A 12973-nucleotide genomic window follows, 5' to 3' on the forward strand; every position below is an offset into this window, starting at 1 on the left:
GACCTGGTGAAGTGAGGCCTTCTCGATGACGGTTCCACCCCCTGATCCCGCTGGCCCCGGCCGTCGGCGGCTGGCCGGGCTGCTCGCCGCCGTGCTGGTCGCCACCGCGCTGCCGTTGATCGGCGGCGCTGCGGCGGTCGCCGCGCCGGCCGACCCCGGCCCGTGGCGGCAGCTGCCCGGCGAGACGTCGACGAACGCCCGCGACGGGCGAATACCCGACATCCGCGCCGCGCGATTCACCGCGTACACCCTGGACCGGGCGGTGCTGGCGGACACCCTGGCCGACGTGCCGGCCGAGCGGGCCGGCGCGGCCCGGCGGGGGCAGCCGGCGCTGACCGTCGTGCTGCCCACCCCGACCGGGCGGTTCCAGCGGTTCGCCCTGGTCGACTCGCCGGTGATGGAGCCGGGGCTCGCCGCCCGGCACCCCGAGATCAGCACGTACGTCGGCCGGGGCCTGGACGACCCGACGGCGACCATCCGGGCCGACCTGACCCCGCTGGGCTTCCACGCCTCGATCCGGTCGGCCGGGGGACACTGGTACCTCGACCCTTACTACCACGGTGACCAGAGCGTCTACGCCAGCTACTTCGCCCGGGACCTGCTCGACACCGACCCGGCCCTGGTCGAGCGGGAGGACGTCGCGGCGGCGGCCGAGGCGCTGACGCCGGAGGTTACCGCTGACGAACCGGCAGGCACACCGGTCACCCTGCGCACCTACCGGCTGGCGCTGGTCACCGATCCCTCGTACGCCACCTTCTTCGGCGCGGAGAACGTCACCGCAGCCAAGGTGACCCTGGTCAACCGGGTCACCCAGATCTACGAGGACGAGACGGCGATCCGGTTGGTGCTTGTCGACGGCACCGACAGGACCAACCTGAACACCGCCGCCCTGGCCACCGAGCCGAACGGACCGTGTGGCGCGGCGGCCTGCTACACCCCGACGCAGATCTCCTCGTGCACCAGTTCGCTGCTCAACCGCAACCGGATCGTGCTCGGTCAGCTGATCGGCGCGAGCAACTACGACGTCGGGCACATCGGTCTGGGCCTGCCCGGCGGCGGGGTGGCCGGTCTCGGCGTGGTCGGGCTGGACGGCAAGGCCCGGGGCTGCACCGGCCTACCGACCCCGGTCGGCGACTTCTACGCGGTCGACTACGTGGCGCACGAGATCGGCCACCAGTTCGCCGGCAACCACACCTTCAACGGCACCCAGTACAACTGCTCCGGCAGCAACCGCAGCCCCGCCAACTCGTACGAGCCGGGCAGCGGATCGTCGATCATGGCGTACGCGGGCATCTGCCAGCAGGACAACCTCCAGCCGCACAGCGACCCGTACTGGTCACAGCGCAGCTACACCGAGATCAGCACCTTCGTCACCGGCACCCGGGCGGCGCTCAACGAGGTGCAGACCGGCTCGCTGTCCGACTTCGACACCGACGGTGACTCGTTCACCGTCAGCTACGCCGGGCAGTCCTCCGCACCTGTCGTGCGCGGCGGCAACTACACCGCGGCCGGGATCAAGGCGGCCATCGAGGCGATCGCCGGCTGGCCGGCCGGGGCCACCGTCACCGTGACGGCCTTCGGCGGGCTCGGCGCCCCGAACGACACCGGCTTCCAGGTCACCTTCAACGGGGGACCGCTGGCCGGGGTCGACGTGCCGTCGCTCGGGCTGACCAACACGGTGGGGACGACCGGCTTCGTCGGTGAGACCGCCCGGGGCGGTGCGGCGGGCAACGGCGGCTTCCGGACCGAGCAGACCGGCAACCGGGCCCCGGTGGTCACCGTGCCGGCATCGGCGTACACCATTCCGGCGCGGACCCCGTTCGCGCTGACCGGTGGCGCGACCGACGCCGACGGCGACACCGTGCGCTACCTGTGGGAGCAGAACGACAGGGGTGGCGCCACCGGCACCGCGCTTGTCAACAACACCAAGACCAACGGGCCGCTGTTCCGGCAGTTCGGCGAGGCGGCGGTGGTCAGCCCGACCGACGCGCTGGAGTACCACTCGCCGGGGCAGAACGCGGTGACCACCGACCCGACCCGGCACTTCCCGAACCTGGCCCAGATCGCGGCGAACAACACCAACGCGGCCACCGGCGGCTGCCCTGCCGCACCGGCCCCGCCGGCCACCGGCGGGGCGAGCAACGTGCCGGCCACGACGGTGGACTGCTACTCGGAGTTCCTGCCCACCGGCGACTGGGTCGGCGTCGGCAACGACCGGACCCTGCACTTCCGGCTCACCGGACGGGACGGCCACCCCGGTGGCGGCGGTATCGGCAGCGCCGACGTGGCGCTGACGGTCGCCCCGGCGGCCGGACCGTTCCTGGTCACCTCGCAGGCGACGTCGACGGCGTACCTGGGCGGCGGCACCGTGCCGGTCACCTGGGACGTGGCCGGCACGGACGCCGCCCCGATCAGCGTGGGCGAGGTGCGGATCTCGCTCTCCGTCGACGGCGGGGCCACCTTCCCGCACGTGCTGGCCGAGCGCACCCCGAACACCGGCGCGGCGACGGTGACGTTGCCGAACGTGGACACCGCCCGGGGCCGGCTGAAGATCGAGGCGGTCGGCAACGTCTTCTTCGACCTGAGCGACGCCGATCTCACCGTCACCCGGGTCCGGGCGGCGACGGTCACCTACACCGGTGACGCCCTGGCCTCCCCGGTGGACGACGCCGACTCGACCGGCGTGCTGCTGCGGGCCACCGTCCTTGGTGGCGGCGGTGACGTCCGCAACGCCACGGTGACCTTCAGCGAGGGCGGCGAGACCCTCTGCTCGGCGGTCGCGACGCCGTTCGGCGCGGCGGCGGACGACGGCTCGGCCAGTTGCCGCGCCGTGCTGCCGCACGGCGCGCACCCGGTCACCGCCACGCTGTCGGGGGCGTACACCGGCAGTGCGCCGGCCACCGTCACGGTGGCCGGCGGGTACGGCCGGTCGGTCGCCGGCTCGGGCTACCTCAGGGGCGGGGCCACCGCCGGTGGTTACCCGCTCGACGATGACCGGCGCATCGAGGTGACCCTGGACGGCCGGATCAACAACGGCAAGAAGCTGGTCGGCAGCGCGAAGGTCGGCTACAAGTCGGCAGGCAAGCGGTACAAGTTCCAGAGCACGGCGCTGGAGTCGTTCGGCGTCGCCACGGGGGCCGGGGAACCGGTCGCCGACCTGCGCTACCAGGTCACCCTCTACGACATCTCCACCGCGCAGGACCCGGTCGCGGTGGCGACCGGGCTGACCATGCGGGTGACCGCCACCGACCGGGGCGAGCCGGGCCGGCGGGACGGGATCGGCATCACCGTCTGGGACGGCGACCGGTTGCTCTTCTCGTCCGACTGGACCGGCGCGTCGACCCGGGAGGGCACCCTGACCGCCTCCGGCGGCAACCTCACCATCGGCTGACCAGGCCGACCGCGACACCCGACGTCCTCCTCCGCCCACCCGGCGGGGGAGGACGTCCGGCTTCGCGCCGGGCGGTGGGTGGGGCGCGGCGGGCGCCCGGCACGATGAGGGGGTGACCGCCCCCGCCCGCCCACCGCTCGCCACCCTGGACGCGGTCCTCGAACGGCTGACCTACGTCAACGAGGAGACCGGCTACACCGTCGCCCGGGTCGCCACCGACCGGGGGACCGACCTGCTGACGGTGGTCGGCGCGCTGCTGGGCGCGCAACCCGGCGAGAGCCTGCGGCTGTCGGGGCGCTGGTCGTCACATCCGAAGTACGGCCGGCAGTTCGAGGTGGACTCCTACACCACGGTGCTGCCGGCGACCATCCAGGGCATCCGACGCTATCTCGGTTCCGGCCTGGTCAAGGGCATCGGGCCGGTGTTCGCCGAGCGGATCGTGGCGCACTTCGGCCTGGACACCCTGCGGGTCATCGAGGAGGAACCGGCCCGGCTGGTGGAGGTCGCCGGGCTGGGGCCGAAACGCACCGCGAAGATCACTGCGGCGTGGGAGGAGCAGAAGGCGATCAAGGAGGTGATGGTCTTCCTCCAGGGGGTCGGGGTGTCGACGTCGCTTGCGGTACGGATCTTCAAGCAGTACGCCGACGCGTCGATCGAGGTGGTGACGAAGGAGCCGTACCGGCTGGCGGCCGACGTGTGGGGGATCGGGTTCAAGACCGCCGACACCATCGCCCAGGCGGTCGGCATCCCGCACGACAGCCCGCAGCGGGTGATGGCCGGCCTGCGGTACACCCTGTCCGAGGCCACCGACTCGGGCCACTGCTACCTGCCCGCCCCCGCGCTCGTCGCCGACGCCACGAAGATCCTCGACGTGCCCGGTGACCTTGTCACCCGCTGCCTGGACGACCTGATCGGCGAGGAGGGTGTGGTCCAGGAGTTCCTGCCCGGCGGCGACGGCGATCCGGTGCCGGCGGTGTACCTGGTGCCGTTCCACCGGGCCGAGCAGTCCCTCGCCGCCACCCTGCTGCGGCTGCTGCACGACCGGGCCGACCGGTTGCCCCACTTCACCGACGTCGACTGGCCCCGGGCGCTGGCCTGGCTGCGCTCGCGCACCGGCAACGACCTCGCCCCCGAGCAGGAGCATGCCGTCCGGCTGGCGCTGACCTCGAAGGTGGCGGTGCTGACCGGCGGGCCCGGCTGCGGCAAGAGCTTCACCGTCCGCTCCATCGTCGAACTCGCCGCCGCCAAGAAGGCGAAGGTCACCCTGGTCGCCCCGACCGGCCGGGCCGCGAAACGCCTGTCCGAGCTGACCGGGCACCCCGCCGCCACCGTGCACCGGCTGCTGCAACTGCGCCCCGGCGGGGAGGCCGCCCACGACCGGGACAACCCCCTCGACGTCGACCTGCTCGTCGTCGACGAGGCGTCCATGCTCGATCTCATCCTGGCCAACAAGCTGGTCAAGGCGGTGCCGCCCGGGGCGCACCTGCTGCTGGTCGGCGACGTGGACCAGTTGCCCAGTGTCGGCGCGGGGGAGGTGCTCCGCGACCTGCTCACCGCGTCCGCCATCCCCCGGGTGCGGTTGACCCGGGTCTTCCGGCAGGCCGCCCAGTCGGGGGTGATCACCAACGCCCACCGGATCAACGCCGGCCGCCCACCCCTGCTCGACGGGCTGCCGGACTTCTTCCTGTTCGCCTGCGACGACACCGAGGCGACCGCCGCGCTGACCGTGGACGTCGCCTGCACCCGGATCCCCGCCCGGTTCGGCCTCGACCCGCGCCGGGACGTGCAGGTCCTCGCCCCGATGCACCGGGGGCCGGCAGGTGCCGCCGCCCTCAACACCCTGCTGCAACAGCGCCTCACCCCGCACCGCGAGGGTCAACCCGAGCGGCGGATGGGCGGGCGGGTCTTCCGGATCGGCGACAAGGTCACCCAGATCCGCAACAACTACGACAAGGGCCAGGCCGGTGTCTTCAACGGCACCCTCGGCATCGTCACCGCGCTCACCCCCGAGGAGCAGACCCTCACCGTACGCACCGACGAGGACGAGCACCTCGACTACGAGTTCGACGAGCTCGACGAACTCGCCCACGCGTACGCGATGACCATCCACCGCTCCCAGGGCTCGGAGTATCCCGCCGTCGTCATCCCGCTGACCACCAGCGCCTGGATGATGTTGCAACGTAACCTGCTCTACACCGCCGTCACCCGGGCCCGACAGCTCGTCGTGATAGTCGGCTCCCGCCGCGCGCTGGCCGCCGCCGTCCGCACCGTCGGCGCCGGCCGCCGCCACACCGCCCTGGACCACCGCCTCGGCGGATCGGCCGGATAGCGGGTGTGGCCCGCCGGTCGCGGTGGGGCCCGCCGGGGTGCGGGACACCCCTGCGGTGGTTCCGCACCCCGCCGCCCGCACCGACAGCCGGCTGTCGCGCCGGTCACCGTCCGAGGGCGGTGACCGGCGCGACGATCCGGTCAGGTGGTCGGCACCGGGGTCAGCGGTAGCCGGCGGCGGTGATGTTCGCCTGGACCGCGTTCTCGGTCGCGTCCGACGGGTAGCCGGCGACCATCGCCCCTTCGTAGAAGGTGCCGGCGCTGAGGTTCGCGCCGCCGTCGGGCTTGCAGCAGTCCCCGCCGCTGCCCAGGATGATCGCGCCCTGCTTCTTCATCGGGCTGTACCCGGGCGGCAGTGAGCCGTCGTAGAGGGTGTAGAGGCTGCCGGACTGGGCGTTGCTGCCCTTGATGGCGAAGCGCGAGGTGCCGTTGTTCTTCAGGGTGGCGGTGACGAACTTGCTGGTGAACGCCCGCTGGTTGGGGTTCCAGGAGCTGCTGCCGCCGGGGAACAGGCCCCACTCCAGGTCCGCCTGCACCCACGGGCCGGTGCCGGAGCAGCCACCGAACCAGCACTGCTTGCCGAAGTTGAGGGCATCCATCGCCCCGGCGGCGTCGGCCTTGCGGGTGGTCTCGCTGTTGCCGTAGTCGAAGCAGCAGCCGCTGTTGACGTGGGTGCCGCTGGTGACCATGTACATGCCCTCGGGGGCGGCGCCGGTCGGCACCCCGGTCAGGTGACCGTCGCGCCAGTAGCTGTTGCCGGGATTGATGTAGAGCGAGTACGCCTTGGCGCCGCCCACCGTCAGCGACTCCGAGGTCGCGACCGCCGGCTTGCTCTGCGGTGAGCCGGGAACCACGCTGGACCCCTGGTACCACAGGTCGTTGCCGCGACCGGACTGGTCGAACACGACCGTGACCACGCAGGTGGTGCCGGTGCAGAACGAGTCCTGGGTCGCCGCGTTGGCGGTGCCGCCGGTGCCGGTCAGCCCGATGTTGCGGGTGGTGTTGTCCGAGGAGCGCCGCACCTGGTAAAGGTTGCCGGCGTACGACGCGTAGAGCGCCCGGGTGGTGCTGTGCGCGGCCACGCACGGGGTGCCACCGGCGGCGTAGATGTCGCACGGCAGGGAACCGCTCGGCGGGGGCGTGGTCGGCGGCGGGGTGCCCGGCGGCGTGGTCGGCGGGGGAGTGGTCGTCGGCGAGGTCCACTGCTGGTTGGTCTGACCGTTGCAGGTCCACAGCAGGATCTTGGTGCCGTTCGCGGTGCCGTTGCCGTTGGCGTCCAGGCACAGGCCGGACTGCACACCGACGATGCTGCCGTTGGCGTTGACGTTCCACTGCTGGTTGGTCTGGCCGTTGCAGTCCCAGATGATCGCCGCCGTGCCGGCGGTGGTGCCCCGGCCGGAGGCGTCCAGGCACTTGTTGCCGTAGACGGTGAGCTGCCGGTTGGCCGTCCAGGTCCAGGTCTGGTTGGCACCACCCTGGCAGTCCCACAGCTGCGTCTGGGTGCCGTTGGTGGTGCTGGAGTTGGGGACCTCGAGGCAGCGGCCGGAGGCGGTGCCGACGATCCGGGTGCTCTGCCCCGGTTCGATGGCGGCCAGCGCCGGCGCGGCGGCGGCCTCGGCGACCGGCGAGGTGATGCCGGGGGTGGCCCCGGCGACGACGAGGACGCCGGCCAACGCACCGACCAGCATGGTGAGCCGGTGGAGACGGTGGCGTCGCGGGAGGGGATCTCGGACCTGGCCTGGTCCGCTGGGGGACGGGGTGCGCACGAGGCGGCTCCTTGGTTCGTCGGCGGCACGGGCCGGGCGGGCCCGCCCACGGGTGGTGGCGGTGGTCGTGGTGGTGGCGAATCGGTTCGGAACTCCCCAAGGATTACCGAAAGAGTGACAGCAATCAATGACTGAGGTCGTTCGTCCGGGGTCTTTCGTCACCCGGGCGGCCGGCGCAGGGCCGGGCGCCGGCCGCCCGGCACCCGGCCCGCGGTCCTACCGGCCCCAGAGCCGCCACGTCTGGTTCAGCGGGCTGCTCTGGCCGACCGGCTTGCAGGTCCACTGCAGGATCCGCGCCTGGGCGGCGGTGGAGACCCCGTTGACGTCGAGACACTTGTTGCTGTGCCGGGCGACCAACTGGTAGTCGTGGGAGTCGTTGCCCCCGTAGGTCACCCGGCGGAGGGTGAACTGCTGGCTGAGGCCGTTCTGACAGGTCCACTGCTGCACGGCCGCGCCGTCGGCGGTGGACGCCCCGCTGACGTCGAGGCACTTGCCGCTCTGCTGGTTGACCACGGTGTACGTGTTGGCCACCCCGTCGACCGGGCGGAAGTTCCACTGCTGCTGGTCCCCACCCTCGCAGTAGAACTGCTGCTGGGCGTTGCCGTCGGCGGTGCCCAGGCCGGTGTTGTCCAGGCACTGCTGCGAGTGCTGGGCCACCGCCACCGACTGGAAGCCGGCGTCCGAGGGCGGCAGCAGGGTGACCGTGTAGGTGTCGTCCTGGTTGCCGTACGGCAGGGTCACCGAGGCGTTGTTGTTGGCCACGGTGACCACGGTGTTCGACACCGTCACCGGCCCCTGCACCGCACCGCCGTTGTTGTACGGGATGCGCTGGGTGAGCACCCGCACCTGGTTGTTCTGCACGATGCCGCTGGTGGTGTCCAGCCGCTGCAGGTTGACGGTCAGGTTGCCGGTGGTCCGGCCGCCACCGACCAGGACCTTCGCCACCCCGCTGGCCTTGGTGGCGTAGGCGTCGTAGGACTGGCTGGCGGTCACCGCGGCGATCTGCCCGGTCTGTGAGGCGTAGTAGCGGTAGACCCACCACTCGCCCTTGGGCTGGTGCTGGCCGGCCGAGTTGCGTACCAGCAGGTTGCCCAGGTCGTTGTGCAGGTTGCCGCCGCCGGCCCAGTTCGCCCGGAGGCCGTCCGCGCGGGCCCGCTCCAACCGCGCGATGTACCAGGCACCGTCCGCCGGGTTCTGCTCGTTGGACGCGCCGTACTCGTTGATCTGGTAGGGCCGGGGGTGGGCGATGCCACGCGGGTCGAGGGTGGCGTTGGCGGCGGCGACGTTGGCGACCGGGTCACCCGGCAGCGAGTGCCAGCTGACGATGTCCGGCACCGTGTTGGTCGAGCGGACGAAGTCCAGGTACTGGTTCCAGAACGCGTGGTTGGTCGACGGTACGCAGGCGCAGCTCGGCCCGACGATGAGCTGGTTGGGGAACTCCGCGCGCAGGCGCTGGTAGGTGCGCCGCCACAGTTCGAGGTACTGGGAGATCGGGCGGTTCCAGAAGATGGTGATGTTGGGTTCGTTCCAGATGTCCCACTGCACGGTCAGCCCGGCCGCCCGGACGTCGCCGATGAGGCGGGTCAGGAAGTTGTCGTAGTCGGTCCAGTTGCCGTTGTCGCCGGGGAAGCGGGAGATGCCCGCACCGTCGGCACCCCACAGGTCGTGCGGCAGGATGATGAACTGACCACCGAGGGCGGCGGTCCGCCGGGCCTGGGCGAGGGTGGAGTTCCACCGCCTGTCGTAGTTTCCGCCGACCCAGCCGCTGCCGGGCAGTTGCGCGCCGCCGGCGCGCATGTACTGGAACTTGACGTCCCGGTAGAAGTGGTCGGCCGGGCCGCTGGCGTTCTCGGTCATGCCGTAGATCCAGCCGGAGGCACGGTAGGTCGGCGTGCCGGTGGTGCTTGAGAAGTTGACGGTGATCGACTCGTCGGCGGCCTGGGCCGGGGTGGCGGCGACGGCGGTCGCGGCGACGGCGAGCAGGCCGACGGCGAGTCGGGTGACGATCACCCGGGCTCGTCCGGGCCGGCTGCGGGACGGGGTTTTCACGGGCGGCTCCTTGGTGGGGCGCGGGGACGCTCTCCGGAGGACTTCGCTTGCGAATCGATTCGCAGGAATCGTAGAGTCGCGTACTGAAGAATGTCAATGAAATGACACTCCGGTGACGCCGATGTTTCCGCCGCTGATCCCCTTCCTGGCGGCTCCCCCTTGACCCGCGCGTGTGGACGGACCTATCTTCGTTCGAACCGATTCGTCGAACCGATTCGCGGCATGGTCGGACCGCGCCTCACCCGCGCACCGGCCACCCCGCATACCCGCCACCTGACGTTCCCCGCGAGACACGTTCCCTGCGAAGCGAGGCAGCACATGACCGCAACCAGCCGTCGGCGGTGTCTGGCCGCCGCCGTCGCACTCGTCGCGTTGGCCGGGAGCGCCTGCTCGTCCGCCGACGAGCCCTCGGGCGGCGGCAGCTACCTGGTCTGGGACCCGTACCCCCAGTTCGCCGAGGACTCCACCTGGGTCGCGCTGCTGAAGAAGTGCGGCGAGTCGGCAGGGGTGACCGTCGACCGGACCGGCTACGACACCACCGACCTGACCAACAAGGCCCTGCTCGCCGCCCAGCAGGGCAACTCGCCGGACGTGCTGATCGTGGACAACCCGGTGATCTCGACGCTGGCCGAGGCCGGCGCGCTCACCACCACCGACGAGAACAAGCTGGACGTGTCGACCATGGCGGCGAACCTGCTCGGCGCCGGTCAGCGCGAGGGCAGGACGTACGGGGTGCCGATCGGGGCGAACACCCTCGCCCTCTACTACAACAAGAAGGTGCTGGCCACCGCGGGCGTCGATCCCGCCACCATCACCGACTGGGCCACGCTGGACGACGCGTTGACCAAGGTGAAGGCCAAGGGCAGGAAGGGCATCACCTTCTCCGCGATCGGCACCGAGGAGGGCAGCTTCCAGTTCCTGCCCTGGTTCTGGGGCTCCGGCGCCCAACTGACCGGTCTGGACTCCCCGCAGGCGGTGTCCGCGTTGACGCTGTGGACCGACTGGCTCAAGCAGGGGTACGCCCCGAACTCCGTCATCAACAACACCCAGACCACGAGCTGGCAGGAGTTCGCCACCGGCGACTACGCGTTCGCCGAGAACGGCACCTGGCAACTGGCCAACGCGGAGAAACTCGGCTTCGGGTACGGCATCATCGCGATCCCGGCCCGCGCGGGTGGCCCGGCGCCCGCCCCCACCGGCGGTGAGTTCGTCTCCATCCCGGTGCAGCGCAGGACCGACAGGTATCCGACGTCCCAGCGGCTCGTCACCTGCCTGACCAGCGCCGACAATCTCCTTGCCACCGACACCACGCTCTCCTACGTCGCGCCCGTCACCGCGGTGCAGGAGCGGCAGGCTGCGGCGGACCCCAAGCTCAAGGTCTGGGTGGAGGCGGTCCGGGCCGCCAAGGGACGCACCGGTGACAACCTCGGCACCAGATATCCGAAGATCTCCGAGTCCCTGTGGACCGGGGTGCAGGGGGCGCTCAGCGGAGCGAAGACACCGCAGGAGGCGCTGGCAGCCGCGCAGCGTACCGCCGGCTGACCACCCCGCACCGGCATCATGACCACCCCGAGACCCGCCGCCGGGCCACCGACCGCCACGCCACCGACCACTGGGACAGCTGACATCCCGCCACCGACCGCCACGACAGCCGCCGCCACCGCCGGGCGGGGCCGTCGTGGGCTGGCCGCCGCCGTCCCGCCCGGGTACCCCGCGTCCCGGGTGGGGCGGTGGTCGGCCTGGGCGTTCCTGGCCCCGGTGACCGGCTACCTGGTCGTCTGTTACGCGTACCCGCTCTACCGGAACCTGGAGTTGAGCCTGCGGGAGTACACCGTCCGGTCGTTCGTGCAGGGCGGAGCGCCGTTCGCGGGCCTGGACAACTACCGGACGGTCCTGGCCGACCCGACCTTCGGCCCGGCGCTGACGCACACCCTGATCTTCACCGGGGCGTCACTCGCCCTCCAGTTCGCCATCGGGATGGCCCTGGCGCTCTTCTTCCACGGGCACTTCCCGCTGTCCCGGACGTTGCGGGCGGTGATCCTGGTGCCCTGGCTGCTCCCGTTGATCGTCTCGGCGTCCACCTGGTCGTGGCTGCTCAACAGCGACGCGGGTCTGGTCAACGCGGCACTCGGCCTGGTCGGGATCGACCCGGTCAACTGGCTCACCTCACCCCGCTGGTCGCTGGTCTCGGTGATCATCGCGAACGTCTGGATCGGCATCCCCTTCAACCTGGTGGTGCTGCACAGCGGCCTCCAGGCCATCCCGGCCGAGGTGTACGAGGCGTCCGCGCTCGACGGGGCGACGGGCTGGCAGCGGTTCTGGTCGATCACCTTCCCGCTGCTGCGCCCGGTCTCCGCGATCACCCTGCTGCTCGGGCTGATCTACACGCTGAAGGTCTTCGACCTCATCTGGATCATGACCAGGGGCGGTCCGACCGATTCCTCCACCACCCTCGCCACCTGGTCGTACCGGCTCGGCTTCGGTAACCTGCTACCCGAGTTCGGCCCCGGCGCGGCCGTCGGCAACCTGCTCATCGTGCTGGCCCTGCTCGCCGGGTTCGGCTACCTGCGGCTTCAGCGGAGGCAGCAGTCATGACGACCACCGCCCCGTCCCGCAGCTGGTGGAAGACCGGCGTCGGCCTGGTGCTGACCGGTCTGATGCTCTTCCCCGTCTACTGGATGATCAACGTGTCGTTCACCCGGGACCGGGACATGCGGGCCGACCCGCCGCACCTGTTCCCCGTCGACGGCACCTGGGAGGGCTACCGGGCGGTGCTCGACCAGCAGCTGCCGTACCTCGGCACCAGCTTCCTGGTCGGCCTCGGCACGGTGGCGCTGACCGTGGCGTTGGCCGCCCCCGCCGGCTACGCGCTGGCGAAGCTCCGGCCGCCCGGCGGCCCGGCGCTGAGCTTCGGGCTGCTGATCGCCCAGATGGTCCCGGGCATCATCATGGCGATGGGCTTCTACGCCGGCTATCTCGAACTCGGCATCCTGAACACCCTGCCGGGCCTGATCCTGGCCGACTCGACCCTGGCGGTGCCGTTCGGGGTGCTGATCTTCACGGCCTTCATGGCCGGCATCCCCGACGAGCTGCTCCAGGCCGCCGTGGTCGACGGCGCCGGGCGGCTGCGCACCTTCTGGTCGGTCGTGCTGCCGGTGAGCCGCAACGCGATCGTCACGGTGTCGCTGTTCGCGTTCCTCTGGGCCTGGTCGGACTTCGTCTTCGCCTCGACGCTGGCCGGCGGCGGCGAACACCAGCCGATCACCCTGGGCATCTACCACTACATCGGCAACAACAACCAACAGTGGAACGCCATCATGGCCACCGCCGTCGTCGCCTCCGTCCCGGCCACCGTGCTGCTGGTCCTGGCCCAGCGGTACGTCTCGACCGGGATCACCGCCGGCGCCGTCAAGGACTGACCATCCGTACCACAGAAAGG

The 12973-nt window shown here is 71.3% G+C and carries 7 protein-coding genes; 5 read left to right on the top strand and 2 right to left on the bottom strand.

Features of this window, described 5'->3' with window-relative positions; all coding sequences use genetic code 11:
* The first annotated feature begins 25 nt into the window (after positions 1-25).
* Positions 26-3391: a M12 family metallo-peptidase gene (locus tag OHQ87_RS08680; protein ID WP_328346682.1), complete on the top strand. Its 3366-nt coding sequence runs from the start codon at positions 26-28 to the stop codon at positions 3389-3391.
* A gap of 112 nt (positions 3392-3503) precedes the next feature.
* Positions 3504-5720 (top strand): SF1B family DNA helicase RecD2, encoded by a 2217-nt coding sequence (gene recD2 / locus OHQ87_RS08685; RefSeq protein ID WP_328346684.1) that lies wholly within the window; start codon positions 3504-3506, stop codon positions 5718-5720.
* A gap of 160 nt (positions 5721-5880) precedes the next feature.
* Here recD2 and OHQ87_RS08690 read toward each other — a convergent pair whose 3' ends face one another.
* Both OHQ87_RS08690 and OHQ87_RS08695 read right to left on the bottom strand, forming a co-directional pair.
* Positions 5881-7407 carry an arabinofuranosidase catalytic domain-containing protein gene (locus OHQ87_RS08690; protein ID WP_328346686.1) on the bottom strand — a complete coding sequence of 509 codons (1527 nt, stop codon included), beginning with the start codon at positions 7405-7407 and terminating at the stop codon, positions 5881-5883.
* Positions 7408-7701: 294 nt separating this feature from the next.
* Positions 7702-9534 carry an RICIN domain-containing protein gene (locus OHQ87_RS08695; protein ID WP_328346688.1) on the bottom strand — a complete coding sequence of 611 codons (1833 nt, stop codon included), beginning with the start codon at positions 9532-9534 and terminating at the stop codon, positions 7702-7704.
* A 318-nt stretch (positions 9535-9852) separates the two neighbouring features.
* On the opposite strand from OHQ87_RS08695, the gene OHQ87_RS08700 reads away from it, so the two are divergent.
* The 3 genes from OHQ87_RS08700 to OHQ87_RS08710 are packed head-to-tail and all read left to right on the top strand — an operon-like array spanning position 9853 to position 12953.
* Positions 9853-11076, top strand: coding sequence for a sugar ABC transporter substrate-binding protein (locus OHQ87_RS08700; protein ID WP_328346690.1), 1224 nt, complete (start codon positions 9853-9855; stop codon positions 11074-11076).
* Between the two features lie 18 nt (positions 11077-11094).
* On the top strand, positions 11095-12129 hold the full coding sequence (locus OHQ87_RS08705) for a carbohydrate ABC transporter permease (protein WP_328346692.1): 1035 nt from the start codon (positions 11095-11097) through the stop codon (positions 12127-12129).
* On the top strand, positions 12126-12953 hold the full coding sequence (locus OHQ87_RS08710; protein ID WP_328346694.1) for a carbohydrate ABC transporter permease: 828 nt from the start codon (positions 12126-12128) through the stop codon (positions 12951-12953). The genes OHQ87_RS08705 and OHQ87_RS08710 overlap by 4 nt, the downstream gene beginning before the upstream one ends.
* Positions 12954-12973 lie beyond the last annotated feature (20 nt).

The sequence above is a fragment of the Micromonospora sp. NBC_00421 genome, assembly GCF_036017915.1.
Taxonomy (GTDB): Bacteria; Actinomycetota; Actinomycetes; order Mycobacteriales; family Micromonosporaceae; genus Micromonospora.